Annotated in this window: 15 protein-coding genes; 1 reads left to right on the plus strand and 14 read right to left on the minus strand. The window is 40.4% G+C overall.

Translation table 11 applies throughout. The features are described from left to right. Window positions 1-592 precede the first annotated feature (592 nt). The 14 genes from AAGS61_RS10715 to AAGS61_RS10780 form a co-directional block, all read right to left on the minus strand. The gene (locus AAGS61_RS10715; RefSeq protein ID WP_391371289.1) at window positions 593-2,026 is read right to left on the minus strand and encodes a hypothetical protein; all 1,434 of its coding nucleotides are present in this window, start codon (window positions 2,024-2,026) and stop codon (window positions 593-595) included. 87 nt (window positions 2,027-2,113) lie between these two features. Continuing rightward, window positions 2,114-3,166 carry a YkvI family membrane protein gene (locus AAGS61_RS10720; RefSeq protein ID WP_391371292.1) on the minus strand — a complete coding sequence of 351 codons (1,053 nt, stop codon included), beginning with the start codon at window positions 3,164-3,166 and terminating at the stop codon, window positions 2,114-2,116. A 151-nt stretch (window positions 3,167-3,317) separates the two neighbouring features. Next, complete coding sequence (locus AAGS61_RS10725) at window positions 3,318-4,373, minus strand: YkvI family membrane protein (protein WP_391371295.1); 1,056 nt, start codon at window positions 4,371-4,373, stop codon at window positions 3,318-3,320. A 292-nt stretch (window positions 4,374-4,665) separates the two neighbouring features. Beyond that, window positions 4,666-5,772, minus strand: a complete 1,107-nt coding sequence (gene menC / locus AAGS61_RS10730; protein ID WP_391371297.1) for an o-succinylbenzoate synthase — start codon at window positions 5,770-5,772, stop codon at window positions 4,666-4,668. Between the two features lies 1 nt (window position 5,773). After that, window positions 5,774-6,586 (minus strand): GNAT family N-acetyltransferase, encoded by an 813-nt coding sequence (locus AAGS61_RS10735; RefSeq protein ID WP_391371300.1) that lies wholly within the window; start codon window positions 6,584-6,586, stop codon window positions 5,774-5,776. Beyond that, window positions 6,583-7,716 carry an amidohydrolase gene (locus AAGS61_RS10740; RefSeq protein ID WP_391371303.1) on the minus strand — a complete coding sequence of 378 codons (1,134 nt, stop codon included), beginning with the start codon at window positions 7,714-7,716 and terminating at the stop codon, window positions 6,583-6,585. Before AAGS61_RS10740 ends, AAGS61_RS10735 begins: the two co-directional genes overlap by 4 nt. Window positions 7,717-7,721: 5 nt before the next feature. Further along, window positions 7,722-8,582: a MurR/RpiR family transcriptional regulator gene (locus tag AAGS61_RS10745; RefSeq protein ID WP_391371650.1), complete on the minus strand. Its 861-nt coding sequence runs from the start codon at window positions 8,580-8,582 to the stop codon at window positions 7,722-7,724. A gap of 571 nt (window positions 8,583-9,153) precedes the next feature. Next, window positions 9,154-9,618 (minus strand): SsrA-binding protein SmpB, encoded by a 465-nt coding sequence (gene smpB, locus AAGS61_RS10750; RefSeq protein WP_391371305.1) that lies wholly within the window; start codon window positions 9,616-9,618, stop codon window positions 9,154-9,156. Window positions 9,619-9,713: 95 nt separating this feature from the next. Beyond that, window positions 9,714-12,107 carry a ribonuclease R gene (gene rnr / locus AAGS61_RS10755; RefSeq protein ID WP_391371308.1) on the minus strand — a complete coding sequence of 798 codons (2,394 nt, stop codon included), beginning with the start codon at window positions 12,105-12,107 and terminating at the stop codon, window positions 9,714-9,716. Window positions 12,108-12,147: 40 nt separating this feature from the next. Further along, window positions 12,148-12,894: an alpha/beta hydrolase gene (locus tag AAGS61_RS10760; RefSeq protein ID WP_391371311.1), complete on the minus strand. Its 747-nt coding sequence runs from the start codon at window positions 12,892-12,894 to the stop codon at window positions 12,148-12,150. Window positions 12,895-13,316: 422 nt separating this feature from the next. Then, on the minus strand, window positions 13,317-13,544 hold the full coding sequence (secG, locus tag AAGS61_RS10765; RefSeq protein ID WP_391371314.1) for a preprotein translocase subunit SecG: 228 nt from the start codon (window positions 13,542-13,544) through the stop codon (window positions 13,317-13,319). A 115-nt stretch (window positions 13,545-13,659) separates the two neighbouring features. Continuing rightward, complete coding sequence (locus AAGS61_RS10770; protein WP_391371317.1) at window positions 13,660-13,824, minus strand: hypothetical protein; 165 nt, start codon at window positions 13,822-13,824, stop codon at window positions 13,660-13,662. Window positions 13,825-13,954: 130 nt separating this feature from the next. After that, complete coding sequence (locus AAGS61_RS10775) at window positions 13,955-15,277, minus strand: hemolysin family protein (protein ID WP_391371320.1); 1,323 nt, start codon at window positions 15,275-15,277, stop codon at window positions 13,955-13,957. Between the two features lie 323 nt (window positions 15,278-15,600). Then, entirely contained in the window at window positions 15,601-16,983 is a 1,383-nt protein-coding gene (locus AAGS61_RS10780; protein ID WP_391371323.1) for a DHA2 family efflux MFS transporter permease subunit, read from the minus strand. Between the two features lie 137 nt (window positions 16,984-17,120). Here AAGS61_RS10780 and AAGS61_RS10785 point away from each other — a divergent pair, with 137 nt between their 5' ends. Continuing rightward, window positions 17,121-17,801, plus strand: coding sequence for a response regulator transcription factor (locus AAGS61_RS10785; RefSeq protein ID WP_391371325.1), 681 nt, complete (start codon window positions 17,121-17,123; stop codon window positions 17,799-17,801). Window position 17,802: the final 1 nt, after the last annotated feature.

Below are 17,802 nucleotides of genomic sequence, written 5' to 3' on the forward strand. Positions count from 1 at the left end.
AGCTACTATGATAAAAAAGAGAGAAATTTACTAAAAAAGTTACTAGCATAGAGAGCGAAAACAGCGCCCTTTTAGATGAAAAAATGAAAATAATTAAGCTTTTTTTGAAAAATACACCCTGTTTTAAGAGGCTTGATACAAATATTGATGCTGTAGTGATTTATAAATAACTATTTATTTTAATCAAAAATAATAATAACGCATAATTTTTTACTAAAAAAAAAATGAACCCCTCTCTGCAAAATCGTCAAAATCTAAAGTTGTCGATTTTCATATACAACTTAATTAAGAATAAGTGCCATTTAGGTGAATAGTCACGATTTGACACTTATTTAAAATTAAGTTGTATCTCGATTTTGCAATCTGGCATAATCGAGGCATCAAAAATGATGGATTTTAATTCAACATAAGTCAAAATAGTTGCGCTTGTTTTCAAGCAACGGAAATTTTAGGCTGATATTTGCAAACAATGGGCTGATATCCTGAAATTTTAGGCTGATATATTCAAAAAAGAGGCTGATATCTCGAAAATTCTAGCTGATATATTTAACGTGCTTGCTTCTTGGCTAATGGCAGGCGACTTGCTTGCTCGTTAAAAACTTTTTAGTTCTGCTTCTGTTAAATTGCGGTAGCCCATGTAGTGTAACTGCATCGTGCCGTTTACAAATTTGACTACTGCGTAGCTTGGGATGCCTGTTTTCAGGAAGGCTTTCGTTTTTTCTGGCCATTCTGAGAGAGGTTTGTTTTTATATTTATTTAAGTCGAATGTAGCATCTTCCGTCGCATCGTAGTACTCCATCGCATTAAAAAAAGTATCTCGAAATGTTACGAAGTACGTTTGATTCGCTATTTTTTTAGCTGCTGTGACATCGCGCACGACATGATCGCCGTAATGGTCGGTTGGTGGCATATAGAAGACACCTTTTTCATAGTGTAGTAATTCGATTTGGCTCGGCTTCTTTGGTGATGGTAGCCCCAGTGTCGCACCATCTAACTCGATATCATGTAGCTGCTTCATTTTTTTCGCTACTTGTGTCTCGGTGTAGCCCATGAAGTAATCTAACTTCCCGCCATCTTGCTTCACTTTTCCTCTCCAAATGAGGTCAATAATTACACGTGGATACGTTGTCACGTCTCGTTTATCCATCGTCTGATAAAATCTATAGTCTTTCATCCTTGTTTGTATTTTCTTAAAATCCTTACTAGAAGCATCTTCACCGTCTAGTAAAACGGTATTAAACCCTTCTGTTAACGTGGAAAAAACATGCCCAATTTGTCCAGAAATGTCCGCCGTATCAAATGCGAACGCTTTTTTTCCAGCATTACTTTTTACAACAAAGGTTTCTTCCCCTTCATATGCTTTCATTGTTTTTTGGAATGTTTTTAAATCGACTACTTTCGTGCCTAATCGTTGTTTATTTATTTTCCCGTAGCTTTGATACGCTTGTAGCACACGGACAAAGCGCCCATTCTGATATGCATAATACTTAGATTCATCGTAATTTGTACCACCCTGCGTTCGGAAGTAGTTTCTCTTTACATATGTTTCTCCGCTAGTTGATTGGATAAACGAAATGCTTACATCTGAGGTAGCCGAAGAATCCAGATTGATGGCTTCATGGAATAATAACTCCGCTTCATCTGCCTGCTCATTCCCTGCCCAAATTTCAAAAATATAGCGGTCTTGATTGCGGTGGGTAAGTTCTGCATTGGCATAAGGCGATCCTTTCAATAAGACGTACATTTCATTTTGCCCGTCTTGATTTACATCCGTTAAGCCCGCATGTACAAGTCCCAATCCATTATGATAATACGTTGCGTTATTTGGCATTGTACCGAAATGTTGTGCAATTTGTTCAAGGACCTTGCCTAATTGTTGTTGTCGTGTGATTTGTGTTTCTGAGAGAGTCGATCGTTCCTGATGTTGCGCGACTTCCTCGGCGTTAACATGTAATACGCCCATTGCTTCGTTTTCTACACAACCAGCTAAACAAAGCATACCGGCTACTAATAATAGTTTTTTCACAATAAAACCTCCTCACGTCAATTACATATCATTTTACCAATATATACCTAAAAAAGGAAAACACATGCCGGCAAATGACATGTGCTTTTATGAAGCTATTTTATGATTCCGAAGCCAAGTAATGACCACTGCTAGTATTAATACAAAACCGAGGTACCCCATCGTTGAATAAAGTTTCCCCACCAATGTTGTAAATCCGACTAAGCTCACAGCAAAGCCCACTAATCCAATGAGCATCACGGTTGGCTTGAACAATTTGCGATGCGGTGACATGAATCTAACAGTAAATATATACAGCATTCCTACGGCTGTATTGTACATCATACCTAACAAGATGATGGACATACATAGCCCGACTACTGGATGAATTTGCTTGGCCAGCTCTAATGTAGGCATATCGGTACCGGCTACTACATCCATTTTCACAAATAATGCCGTATTAATTAATACAATTAAAGCACCTAGCATGATGCCGCCGAGAATACCGCCCCGCCCTGCGATTTTTCGGTCTTTTTCCGTACTCCCCATCACGATGAGCATCGCCGCACCTGCTGCAATATTATAGGACACATATAAAACCGCCCCCATCAGCCAATTGGAAGTAGCGGCTGTTTGATTTTGTGCCATTACATCTAACTCACTAATCGAGTAATCCATTGTGAAAAAAGAGTACATTAAAATAATAAAAATAATGCCCATTAAATACGGAGTTAACATGGCTACGATTTTCATAATATTTTCAGCGTTTAATAGAAGCGTTAAAATCGTTGCCGTTACCATGATGATACTGCCTACCCCTGGATGTATCCCGTACATTTGCTGAAATGTAGAGCCTGAACCCGCAAACATAACAACCCCTATGCCAAATAAAACAAGCGTAACCAAGATGTCTAGCACAGGACCCATATAGCGCCCTCCGATATAGTATATGCCTTCCTTATGTGAGGTTGTTTGTAAATCTGAGCCTAATTGCGCCAATGTCATCCCTAAGAAAGCAAATATAACGGTCGCCACAATGGCACCCATCATCCCCATCAAACCAAAGCTCGTAAAATACTGCATGATTTCTTGTCCCGACGCAAAGCCAGCACCGACAATCAGCCCAACAAAGGCACCGCCAATTTGAAAGCTTTTTTTCATCGTACACCTACTTCTTTTTTCTTTACAGCACGATAAACATTGTCCTATTGTATGCCTAATATTTGTTGGACATGAGTCTGTGTTTTTACGACATTGATAACATAAAAAGCATTCGGAGTACTAGGACTCCAAATGCCTTCTATTTTCCCTATTAAGCTATTTCTCTTTTATCTTTACGAATCCATGCAATAACGACCACGATAATTAACGCAAAGCCAAGGTAGCCCATTGTTGAATATACTTTGCCAACTAATGTCGTAAAGCCGGCTAAGCTTGCAACAAATCCAGCTAATCCAACAACAACAATCGTCGGCTTAAATACTTTATGGTCTGGTGCGACAAAGCGTACCGTGAACGCATAGAACATCCCTACTGCTGTGTTGTACATCATCCCAAGAAGTGCGATTGCCATTAGCACACCGACTGCTGGGTGAATTTGTTTCGCTAATTCAAGCGTTGGCATATCGACACCTGCCACAACGTCCATTTTCACAAACATCGTAAGATTAATTAAAATGATTAATAAACCTAACATAATCCCACCTAAAATACCACCAACGCCTGCTACTTTACGATCTTTTACAGTACCACCCATTACGATTAAAATAGCGGCACCTGCAGCAATGTTGTACGACACATAAAGCAATGCACCAATCAACCAATTCGAAGTAGCCGCGCTTTGTGCTTGTGCCAGTTCATTTGCCTCTGAGATGGAGATATCCATCGTAAATAAAGAATAGATTAAAATAATGAAAATAATGCCCATTAAATACGGTGTAATAACCGCAATTAAATTAATAATATTTTTTATATTTAATAGTAGCGTGAAAATCGTTGCGGCTACCATAATAATGCTACCAACCATTGGAGGAATGCCGAACATTTGATTAAATGTAGAGCCTGCCCCAGCAAACATAACGACTGCTACGCCGAATAAGAAGAACGTAATTAGGAAGTCTAGCACAAGTCCAATATAACGACCCCCAATATAGTAAATGACCCCTTTATGTGATGTTGTTTGTAGCTGTGAGCCAAGCTGTGCTAATGTCATCCCTAAAAAAGCGAATGCGGCTGTTGCGACTAATGCGCCGACAATCCCCATTAAGCCAAAACTCGTAAAGTACTGCATAATTTCTTGACCAGAGGCAAAGCCCGCACCGACAATTAGTCCGACAAAGGCTCCCCCAATTTGTAAACTTTTCTTCATATATTCACCTACTATTTTATTTAACTATCTTTGACCGTTCACTGTAGAATTTTGACTGGGATACGGTAGTGTTTTGCTCGCGCCGGGTTGTTTTGACCGGATACCGTAGCTTTTTGACCGTTCACCACGCACTTTTGCTCGGATACGGCAAGGTTTTGCTCGCACCCGATGTTTTTGTCCGTTTTCTGCGGAAATTTGTATAATAAAAACACACATAAATATTTAAAAATTCTGACAATAATTCCCTAAATATATCCTTAAGCACCGCTTATTCGATGCTTAAGGATTGGGATTATTTATATGTTTTCTTTTCCACTGTGTAAGATTCTACTGTTTCTACATTGACGTTGTAGCCGATGCCTGCTGTTTGAGGTACTTGGATATAGCCGTTTTCTGCCACTACTTCCGGATCAATAATATCTTTTTCCCAATAGCGATTAGAGCTTGCTGTATCACCAGGTAAAATGAAATTTGATAATGTTGTTAACGCCACATTATGTGCTCGTCCAATGCCTGACTCTAGCATGCCGCCGCACCATACAGGTACACCGACAGATTCGCAGTAGTCATGAATTCGCTTCGCCTCTGTTAAGCCGCCCACACGACCGATTTTAATATTAATGATTTTTGTTGCGCCTAGCTCCACTGCTTTACGTGCGTCTTCAAGTGAATGAATGCTCTCGTCTAGACAAATTGGTGTGTCTAACTGTTTTTGTAGTGTCGCATGATCGATAATGTCATCGGATGCTAATGGTTGCTCGATCATCGTTAAGTTGAACTCGTCTAATTGTTTCAGTAGTTCTGCATCGGATAAGCGGTAGGCTGAGTTTGCATCTGCCATAATCGCCACATCTGGGAACTTTTCGCGTAATGTACGCATTACGTCAACATCCCAGCCTGGCTTGATTTTTACTTTAATGCGTTTGTAGCCTTCTTTTACGTATTCGTCTACTAATGCGACTAATTCATCAATCGAATTTTGAATGCCGATACTAATGCCAACTTCAATTTGCTCTTTATTCCCGCCAAGCGCAGCGGCTAATGATTGATTTGTTTGCTGTGCATAAATATCCCAAATCGCGCCTTCAATTGTGGATTTCGCCATATTATTTTTGCGGATTGGCTCAAAAATGTCGCTCACTTCATCTGGATGCGCAATTTCTTTATTTAAAATAAGCGGAATTAAGAAATCCTCTAGCATATGCCAGTTTGTTTTTAATGTTTCTTCATTGTACCAAGGGGAGTGGAAAGCAACGGATTCTCCCCAACCAATTGTGCCGTCCTCATCTTTTGCTTCTAATAGTAAAAAGTCTTTATTTGTAAACGTACCGAAGCTTGTTGTAAACGGGGCTTTTAGTTTCATTTGTAAATGACGAACTGTAATTTCAGTAATTTTCATATCAGTTTCCTCCAAGTGCTAATGTTTCTTTCTTGACGAAAATATAGTCGTTCCATTGCTCATTTTTTTGAATGCGGACAGCGGCATAATTGGCAGCAAACATCGTTTCAAATACGTTGCGTGTTGCAAGACGCCAGTGCATCGCATGTTCTTGACTTGTTGCCTTTAACGTTTGAAAATCTTTCGGTACAGGCAACGAATAAGCAGGCGCTGTTATATGTTCAAGTGTGGCGATGTGCAATTTCGGCAACCCTTGCTCGTCCATCACAATTTCACCAAGTGCTTGTAGTTGTTCAATTTGTGGCTCTTGCTGCTCTGTTACGTAATCACTCGTTAAATACCAATGCACTTCAAAGCGGTCCGATGGGAGACCTTTATTAAACCCGTCCTGCATTTCACCGTAACAATTTTCGATATACGTATCGCAAATGCCGTTTAGCTTTGTTAAGTTTAAGTACCCGTTACGCGTTTCTAGTGGATCATACGTCCAGATCATCAAGTCGTAACCTTTGGCAATCGCCATTTCACGCTGAGCAAACTTTAATCGCTCACCAATTTGTTGCGAACGATATGTTTCATCAATCCCTAACATATGTGAGCATAAATAGCTTTTGCCGTCCTTGACTCCTGCAAAGCCGTAGCTAAATCCAATTAATCGCTCATCGTCATAGGCACCTACAATGATGCCACCATTTTTGATAGCCGTTAATGTTTGATGTGTGGGAATCGGCTGAATCCCCCAAACGCGTTGTTCCAATTGTTGAACTTGCTCCATTTCTTCAATTGTTTTTAGCTCTTTTATGGAAATCATCATGTATCGCTTCTTTCTACTTGCTGTAGTGCTAACAATAAAGCCCTACTTATAATTTGAGCGCCTATCGGTAGACGTTGTTCGTTAAATGTCATGTGTGGATGGTGAAGCCCTGGTGCAACACCACATCCTAAACCAAGCATCGTTGTTTTCAGCTGTGGTCTTGTGTATGCATAAAAGTGAAAATCTTCGCCGCCTGGTGTCACAACATCTGGTGCACAATATGCTTCACCGACTACTTCAATAATCGCTTGCTTCATGAGTGCTTTTGCTCCATCATCGACCTGTGCGGCAGCGATATGCGCCCCTACATTTGTTGTAATCGTCGCACCATATAACGTACTAACGGCTGCAACGGCATTTTCAAACCCTGCTGTTAACACATCCATTGTGGCATTCGTTTGGGCACGTGCATCAATGCTAAATGTGGCTGTCCCCGGAATAATATTGGTCGATGAACCCCCAGCTTGTAGCTGCGTCATTTTAATCGATGCAGACTCTGTCGGGCTAATCCAAATTCGTTTTAGGGCATCGACTAAAGCGGCTGCCACTTCAATGACATTGACCCCTTGTTCAGGTCGAGCGCCATGTGCTTCAACACCTGTAATCGTTCCTGTCAAAAGCTTCGCCGCGCCGTGATATAACGCGGGTGCATGCACACCATCTGGAAGCTCGACTAACGGGCGGACATGTGTACCAAATAAATACTGTAGTGAATCGACGACACCTTTTTCGACTAATGCTTTTGCTCCTTGCGCCTTTTCTTCAGCTGGCTGGAAAATGAGTCGAACAGCTCCAGGTAACGTTTCTTTTTGTTCATTTAATAGAAATGCCACCCCGATCGCCATTGTCATATGCCCATCATGACCACATGAGTGATTGGCTTTAAACTCGCCGTCCACTTCTTGCCATAGCGCATCGATATCTGTGCGGAATCCTACTTTTGGTATCCCTTTCCCAATATCCACATAGAGACCAGTCATATCGTCAAACGTATGTGGCGTCAGTCCCATTTCTTCTAGTAGCGATACTATATAGGCAGTTGTATTGACTTCTTGCCAGCTTATTTCTGGATTGGCATGCAAATGGGCAAATACGTTTTGCATACGCTCCGCTAATTGTTGTTCTGTCATCTCGTTCAACTCCATCGGTTTGCAATAAAGCTATTTTGAAAATCATCGTATTTTACGCGTTGCTGATTATAGTACGCGGCATCATGTGACATCATCCCGACGACGAGGGTATTTAAAAACGCCATAAGCGCCGGCATCATATCGATTGTCGATAGCTCGGCTTGCTGTAACACAAATGCTTCATTTGCAAAGGCATGAATAGGTGCGACATTTGTATCGGTAATGGCAATCGCATACACACCGCGTTTTCTAAATTCCTCTGTAATATGAATCGGCTCTTTATAATAGCGGTGTAATGAAATCACGATTGCCAGTGCTGTTTCATCGACTTCTTGCACTGTTCGAATGAGTGCATTCGTTTCTGTTGGTACAAGCTTGACATTCGGCCGCAGCATGTTGAGCGTAAATTGAAGCCATTGTGCCGCAAAGCTGGATGCCCCTGCGCCAATTAAATAAATGGCTTTTGCTTCATGCATTTTTTTCGTCGTCTCTTGAAATTGTTCTGGTTTTATTTGTTCCGCAATTCTGATAATTTGATAGCTAGTTTGCCTCATCACCTTTTCGCAAAGCTGTTGCTCTTTAAATAGCTCTTCTTTGGATGAAACGTAATTGCCTAATGTGCTGTTTGTATTGTGTTCAAATAAATACATCGTCAGTTCTTTTTGTAGTTGCGCATAGCCATTTAACCCAATGGCATAGCAAAAGCGAATGACCGTCGTTTCACTTGTACTCGCTCGCTCTCCTACTTCCGCAGCAGAATGAACCCCAATGTATGTCGGATTATTTAATATAAAATTTGCTACTTTTTGCTGCGACTTCGATAACGAATTAAAATGTTGCTCGATTCTTTCTTTAATCGTTCCCATTTCAGCCAAATGAAGCCACTCCTTTATTTTGTACCAATATGAAGTTCATACTTCAAAATCTATTTAGTAATTTAACATGAATAAAAAAGGGATGCAATAAGTTTTCTGAAATTTCATAGTTATTTGTTTTATCTCTTTTTTTGGAAAATTAGCGCGAAAGCATTTTAAAATACAAAAAAGCATGAACAAGCTAGCAATTTAGCTCATTCATGCTTTGAAGATAGGTTAGAAATTTTATGGTTCTTCACCATAGACCGCACATTCCGTTACGGGCGGACGCTTTCCGCGGGCTTGGCTTCAGTCTCCTCGACTCGCAAAGCTCGTCTGCGGGGTCTCGGGCCAACATGATGTTGGTCACAAAGGCGTTGTCACAGGACGTGACGGTTTTAGCCTTTGTTCTTCTATCGCTTTTCCCGCTGGAGTCGCCGCCCTTCACTCCATGTGCTTTTATATCAATTTTTAATCAAGAACGGATTTGAATATTAAACCCATTTTAGATAAAATTTACAAAAAAACAGTAGCTTCCATGTTTATTGCTAAAAGTAGCGGCGTAAAAATTCAAAGACCGCAACTAACGATTGCGGTCTTTGAATGCTCTTTCCATTTCGCGTTTTGCTTCTTTTTTACGCATGTCGTCGCGTTTGTCGTAGTCTTTTTTCCCTTTGGCAATGCCGATTAATAGCTTGGCATAGCCGTCTTTAATATACATTTTCAGCGGGACAATCGTATAGCCATCACGTTTTACAGCACCGACCAATTCACCGATTTGCTTTTTATGTAATAATAGCTTGCGGTCACGTAATGGTTCATGGTTAAAGCGATTGCCTTGGTCGAACGGCGAAATATGCATATTGCAAATCCACGCTTCCCCATTACGAACACGTACATATGAATCCTTTAGCTGTACTTTGCTGGCACGTACAGACTTGATTTCCGTTCCTGTTAGCACCATGCCGGCTTCAATTGTTTCCTCAATAAAATAATCATGACTTGCTTTTTTATTTTGAGCTAATACTTTCCCTTGTCCTTTAGCCATCTTTCACAACTCCTCATTGCAAGATTTTCCTTGCTCGTTACTCCCATTATAACGTAAAAAGTGGCTAGAGACACGTGCGCCCCTAGCCTCTCTTGCTATTTCTTTTTCTTCTTTTTCTTTTTCGCAACGCCTTCATAAAACTTCGGCTTGTCTTTGCCATCTTTGCGTCGACCGCGTGGATCACGGTCACTGGAAGAAGAACGTTTACCACGACGCTCTTTTTCACCGCGTCCTTCTTTACCGCCTCGTTTATCGCGACGTTCTGAACGCTCTCCGCTTTTCTTTTCATGACGACCAGCCGTAATGACTTTCGGCGTGACTTTACGCGGGCGACTGCCGTGCGATTCCACCATGCCAACAATTTCAAAATCAACTGAAGATTCTTCAATGATTACATTGGCCACACGGATTTTCACTTCATCACCAATACGGAATTGACGACCTGTACGCTCGCCAATCATGACCATCATACGATCTTCAAAGCGGTAGTAGTCATCTGTCATATTGCTGATGTGCACTAAGCCTTCGACTGTATTTGGCAGCTCCACGAAAATACCGAAGTTGGTAATCGATGACACCATCCCAACAAACTCTTCACCGATTTTATCAGACATAAATTGTGCCTTTTTCAGCGCGTCTACATCACGTTCTGCATCGACAGCACGACGTTCACGTTCAGATGTATGGTCGGCGATTTCATCCATGACCGAATTCCAATAGACGACCGTCTCTTTCGATGTATCCCCATTTACTAAATACGTACGAATTAAGCGGTGTACGATTAAGTCTGGATAACGACGAATTGGCGATGTGAAGTGTGTATAATAATCCGTCGATAAACCGAAGTGACCAAGTGATTCCGGATAATATTTTGCTTGTTGCAATGAACGAAGCAACATCGTCGAAATAACTGGCTCTTCTGGTAGTCCTTCAATGGATTTAATAATTTCTTGTAACGCTTTCGGATGAACAGAGTTACCTGTTCCTTTAATGACTAAGCCGAAATTTGTCACAAACTCGAAGAAACGCTGTAGCTTCTCTGGCTTGGGATCTTCGTGAATACGGTAAATAAACGGCAATTCCATCCAATGGAAGTGCTCCGCTATCGTTTCATTCGCTGCTAGCATGAACTCCTCGATTAAACGCTCTGCCACTGTACGCTCACGTAGCACAATATCAGTTGGCCAGCCTTCTTCATTGACCAGTACTTTCGATTCTTTAAAGTCAAAGTCAATCGCACCGCGGCTCATCCGCTTATTACGTAAAATGTCCGCAAGCTCTGCCATGTCTCTAAACATAGGCACAAGCTCTTTATAGCGTTCCATCAACTCTGGATTTTCATCTGGCTGTTCTAAAATTTTATACACATCCGAGTACGTCATACGCTCTTTTGTTTTAATGACACTTTGGAAAATCTCATGCTTGATGACTTGCCCTGCACCATCAATGATCATTTCACACGAAAGTGTTAAACGGTCTACTTGTGGGTTAAGTGAACAAATCCCATTAGATAGACGGTGTGGAATCATCGGAATAACACGGTCTGTTAAATAAACAGACGTTGCACGATCATAGGCTTCTTTATCGATGACCGAATCTTGTGTGACATAATAACTCACGTCTGCAATGTGTACGCCGAGCTTATATGTACCGTCTGTATTTTTCGTTACCGTAACAGCATCATCTAAGTCTTTTGCGTCTGCACCGTCAATCGTCACAATGACCTCGTTGCGCAAATCACGACGGCCAATTAAATCTTGTTCTGTAATTTCGTCTGGCACTTTTGTTGCGGCTTCCACTACTTCTGCAGGGAATTCAGGCGGAATGTCATGTTTGTAAATAATCGATAAAATATCGACACCTGGATCATTTGTATGGCCGAGTATTTTTGTCACAATCCCCGTAGCCGATTTAATATGATCCGGCCAATTTGTTACTTCCACAACGACTTTATGACCATCGACAGCCCCAAGCGTATCTTCTTTGGCCACGAAAATATCCATGTTCATTTTTTTATCATCTGTTATTACAAAGCCGAAACCACGGTTTGCTTGGAATGTGCCAACAAAGGATGTTTTACCGCGCTCGACAATTTTTGTCACGGTTCCTTCACGACGATCACCCGATGTTTCATTCAACACACGAATTAATACCGTGTCCCCATTTAATGCACCATTAATTTCATGTGGTGGAATAAAAATATCATCCATACCCTCTTCATCTGGTGCCACGAAGCCAAAGCCTTTTGCATGTCCGATAAATCGACCGCGTAATAAATTCATACGCTCTGGTAAACCATATCGATTAGAACGAGAACGCACAATCAATCCTTGCGCTTCCATTTTTACAAGTGTTTTTACTAATACTTTAAATTCTTCTGCATCTGATAACTCAAAGGCATCCTCGATTTCAGCCACCGTCATCGGCTTATACTGTTCATCCTTCATAAATGTGAGGATGCGTTGCTGTAAATCATCTTTTTGTACCATACTTGTCCCTCCTTCAACGGGCATTCTATATTATCAACCATTAGACATGCCAATCGAGCTTTTCTAAAAACTGATAAATGTCTTCGTGTAGTTGATCTTTTTCTTTATCCAATGTAATGACATGACCAGATTCATCGTACCATTTTATTTGTTTTATATTAGATTGCGCTTCTTCGTATATATAATGCGCAGATTTCGGGTCAATGATGTTATCATTTGTTGCTTGTACAACAAAAATTGGCGCATATACTAAATCGACTTCCGCGCGCACGCTGGCGACAAGCTGTTGTAAGTTCGGTAACGAAGGCATTCCTTGCTGGCGAATTGCCTCTACCTCTGCTTCGATTTCGATTTCGCTTTTTCCTTCTGACTTTTTATACTGCTTAGCATATAGCAGTACACCGTTAAACATAGTATCTAGTGCGCGCATCGTCATCGGTGCACACATCGTAATAATGCCTTTTACTGGTTTATTGAGTCCCAATTTTAATGAAAAAACGCCACCGAGCGATAATCCCGCAACGGCAATTTCTTCGTAACCTGCTTGCTGTAATTCATTGTAGCCATTTAGGACATCTTGCCACCACTCATCAGGGTGTGACTGAATGAGCTCTTCAGGTGGTACGCCATGTCCCTTATAATGTGGCGCTAAAGAAGTATAACCGCGTTTTTCTAAAAAGCGCCCGAGCATTCGGACATCCGCCGAACTGCCTGTAAACCCATGCAGCAACAACACCGCACGCGGTCCTGCCTCAAAGAAGAACGGCGTATTTTGTGCCTTTCGCATAACGCTCCTCCATTCTCTCATATTTACTAAATTTTATCATTATAAACAATTCGATATAATCTCTTATATTGTATGCTTTTATCACGATACAACTCGCCCCAAATAGAGCGAGGTGATAGTTTATGTATGATGTTGCAAGCTGATCGTCTCCTTCGCTTGCATTTCGGCTAAAAATAAATATCTTTTAACGATTCACTGTAGGAATTTGCTCATGCCGAGTGGTTTTGACCAGATACAGCGTCTTTTTGCTCGGATACCTTAGCTTTTTGACCGTTTACCTCGGACTTTTGCTCGAATACGGTAGGGTTTTGACCGTTCAGCGTCGACAGTTTTAAGATGATTTATATAGTAGATATAAAATCAAATAAGGGGGTGTCCGGAAAAATTTCACTTTCCGGACACCCCCATTTACTATGCGTCTATTAAAATTTCGTAATAGCTAGCGTTAAAATAAAGAATAGTACTGATAACACAATTGTCACACGGTGTAACACTAAGTCCATACCGCGCGCTTTTTGTTTACCAAAAAGTTGTTCTGCTCCACCAGAGATGGCCCCCGATAAACCAGCGCTTTTACTTGATTGTAATAATACTACTGTAATTAAAGCTAAAGATACGATGATTAATAAAACAGTAATTAACGTATGCAAAACGTCCACCTCTTTCACTTGAAAACATTACAACAAATAACAGTATAACAAAAAGAGCGAAAGGTGACAACTTGCATTCCTTTATTTTACGAAAACTTCCAAATGAATAACAGCATTAATCGTCATCGTCATCATCATTGTCCGTATCGTTATCGCGGTCATTGTCGTCTAAAATGTCCTCTTCTTCATCGCGATCGTCACTGTTATCACTGCATGCCGTTAAACTAAATGACAATGCTAAAATAATGATTATAATCCATGATGTCCAAAGTTTTTTCATCGTGCTTCCTCCTCTAGTTAAGTGATTTATTTTACTCAAAACTAGTGAAAAAAACACATCATTACTTTGAAAAATTGTTATACTGACATTCGCTCATTTCCCGCTTTGCTGCTAATGCTAGTGGAATTGGTTAACGTGCTTCTTCGTTTTCCATTAATTTTTTCACTTCTATATAATAAAGCTGCATGCCGTCTTTTTCATGAATGTTAAAGCGGTAGCCGCTATAATCGATAAAGCCCTCTTCATCCAGCTCCATATCATTCGTGAAATACCAGCCACCAATCGTCTCGACATCTGGGTATTCTTCATCTAATGTTAAATCGAGCAACTGATCGATTTCATACAATAAAATTTTTGAATCAATAATGTAATGCCCCTCTGAAAGCTTTCGAACAGGTGGCTCCTCATCTTCATCAAATTCATCACGAATTTCACCGACAAGCTCTTCTAAAATATCTTCAACGGTTACGAGCCCACTTGTTCCACCGTATTCATCAAGTAAAATCGCCATATGGCTACGCTCTTTTTGCATTCTTTGTAGCAGTTTATGAATCGGTGTTGACTCAACGGTTTTAATTACAGGATTTAAAAAGTTCATCGCCGTAAAGGTTTCTGCTAAAATTTGATCACTCATGCCTTGTGTTAAAAAATCTTTAATATTTAAAAAACCAATAATATTGTCGCGGTCCCCTTCATAAATCGGATAGCGAGTATAGCGCTCTTCCGAAATTTGGGTTAATACCTCTTCAAAAGTGGCATTCACCTCGAAGCCTACAATTTCTGTACGGGGTACCATAATTTCGCGTGCAATCTTATCATCAAAATCAAACACATTATTAACAAAATTCAGCTCATTCCCATTGATTTCACCTGATTTATAGCTTTCTGTCAGCAGTAATCGCAGTTCCTCTTCTGTATGGGATAACTCATGTTCACTTGCTGGCTTAATGCCAAATAATCTTAATAAAACGCGCGCCGAGCCATTCAGTAACCAAATAAACGGGTACATCATTTTATAGAAAACTTGAATGGGTTTTGAAAAGGCTAATGTGACAGCCTCTGCCTTTTGAATAGCAATCGTTTTTGGCGCAAGCTCCCCAACAACAACATGCAAAAATGTGGCAATCGCAAATGCAGCAGCAATTGTAAACCAATGCACGTAACTTGTACTTAACCCGAGCCATGCAAAAAATGGGTGTAACATGAATTCGAACGTCGATTCACCGACCATTCCAATCCCTAAAGCGGTTACCGTAATTCCGAGCTGACATGCCGATAAATATTCATCGAGATGCATTGTCACACGCTTTGCTACAAGTGCATTCCCTTGCCCTTCTGCAATGAGCTGGTCAATCCGCGACTGCCTTACCTTGACAATCGCAAATTCAGTTGCCACAAAAAAGGCAGTTAGTGCTAATAAACCTGTAAAAACTGTTAATTTCAGTATGGTCAACCAGTCGTCTTACTTATAAAAGTAAGACTTCACCTCCTAAAATAGGATATTATATATTTTTAATTTTGCTTCCTATTTACACTATGATATTTGATATTATTCAAATAAATTGTAACATACATACTACAAAGAAAGCGATTTCATCTTATTTGTATGCAAAATTTTCAAAAAGGTTTTGACATATAGAACAGTTGGGTGCATCTCTGTTGCTGATGAGCAATGCATTCACACATTTAACCTTTCGTACATTCTTAAGATTAACAAAACCTCTTTTAAGTAGGAAAGAAGCCTACGATTCGCATCATATCGTAGGCTTCTCTTCGTTATTGTTCACGAACATTTTTTATAAAGAATGATAGTATAAGGGCAATCACGGCAATGACTAAACCGAATGTAATGGAATTTTGCAATCCATCACTCATCCCTTGCACCGGGTCTGCTGCACCACTGGCTGTAATCGACAAAATCGTGACGGCTACCGCTGTACCAACAGCACCAGATACTTGCTGTAACGTATTCATAATCGCTGTGCCATCTGGATAAAGTTCACGTGGTAGCTCGTTTAATCCATTTGTTTGCGCTGGCATCATCACAAGCGAAATCCCAATAAACATGGCGATATGTAACGCCACAATGAACATTGGCGATGTTGTAGCGTCAATACCGCGTAAGAAAAACAAGCTAATCATTACAATGACTAATCCACTCGGTACCATTTTAGTCGGTCCAAATTTATCAAATAGATTGCCTGCCACAACAGACATAAATGCATTAATAATACCACCTGGTAGTAAAACGAGCCCTGCCAAAACAGGTGCTAGCAACAATACATTTTGTAAATAAATTGGTAAAATAACCATTGTCGATAAAATGGCCATCATACAAACCATTAAAATAATTAATGCAATGACGTACATCGGATATTTGAATACACGTAAATTTAACATAGGTCGTTCCATTTTCAATTGACGGACGCCAAATAAAATGAGTGCCACTACACCGACACCAATGCTAATCATTACTTCTGGCATTAAAAATGTCCCAAGCTCTCCTGAAATACTAAAGCCATACACAACGCCGCCAAATCCAATCGTCGATAAAATAAACGACCATACGTCTAGCTTCCCTGGTTGCACTTCACTCACATTCCGTACAAAGCGCAGACCGACTAGTAACGCTAACACTAAAAACGGTAGTGCTATCCAAAAAATCCAATGCCATGTTAAACGATCTAACACAACGCCTGCAATTGTCGGACCGATCGCTGGGGCAAAAATAATGACAAGACCAATTTTCCCCATCGCAGCACCACGTTTATTAATTGGGTATACGAGTAAAATCACATTCATCATAAGCGGTAAAATGATGGCTGCACCAATCGCTTGCACGATACGTCCCATTAAAAGGATAGTAAATGCTGGTGCAATAGCTGAAATAAGCGTGCCACTAATGGAGAAAATAAGCGAGGCTGCAAATAGTTGGCGCGTCGTAAAACGCTGCATTAAAAACGCCGATACAGGCACTAAAATACCAAGTGTTAATAAATAACCCGTTGTTAACCACTGAATCGTAGAGGTTTCTTCACCAAAATCTTTCCCAAGTTGGACAAACGCCATATTTAATGCCGTTTCATTGAATAATCCAATAAATGCGGCAATTAAAAATGCCGATATAATTTTATTCCTTTGTTCGTATAGCTCTTCCATTGTACTTCCTTTCTTCCTTACAAATTCTATTACTCAACTTAACAAACTTTGTGACATTTGCATAGTTTTTTTACGTGACTTGCCAAAAGCAAAACAATTATTCTACGATGATAGAAAAGCTTTGGATGGTGAGTGTATTGAAACAGCGTATTTTAATTATAGAAGATGAGCCTCAAATCGCACGTGTACTGCAATTAGAGCTGGAATTTGAAGGCTATGAAACGAAAATGGCACATACAGGCACCGAGGGGTTAATCGCTTATCGGGAAGAATCCTGGGATTTAGTCTTATTGGACATTATGCTCCCCGAAATGAACGGACTGGATGTGTTAAAACGGATTCGAAAAGATCCGCGTATGACACCTGTTATTTTATTAACCGCTAAAAACGATGTGAAAGATAAAGTCGAAGGACTTGATCTCGGGGCAAATGATTATGTAACGAAACCTTTTGAATTTGATGAATTACTTGCACGCATTCGTGTAGCACTTCGATTTTCACAGATGGCTGCACCAAGTTCAAATGAATTGAAATATGCAGACCTTATTGTCGATGAAGCGACACGCGAAGTCAAACGTGCTGATAGTAATATAGACTTAACACCACGTGAATATGATCTACTCCTGCACTTTATGCGCCACCCAAGAAGCGTGCAGTCGCGCGAACAGTTGCTAAATGCAGTATGGGGCTTTGATTATTACGGTGATACTAATGTCGTAGACGTCTATATTCGGTACCTCCGTCAAAAAATCGATTCACTTGGCACCCCTCTTTTTCATACTGTACGCGGTGTTGGGTATGTCATGAAGGAGTCATAAA

The sequence above is a fragment of the Lysinibacillus sp. KU-BSD001 genome (assembly GCF_042920265.1).
Classification (GTDB): Bacteria; Bacillota; Bacilli; order Bacillales_A; family Planococcaceae; genus Lysinibacillus_B.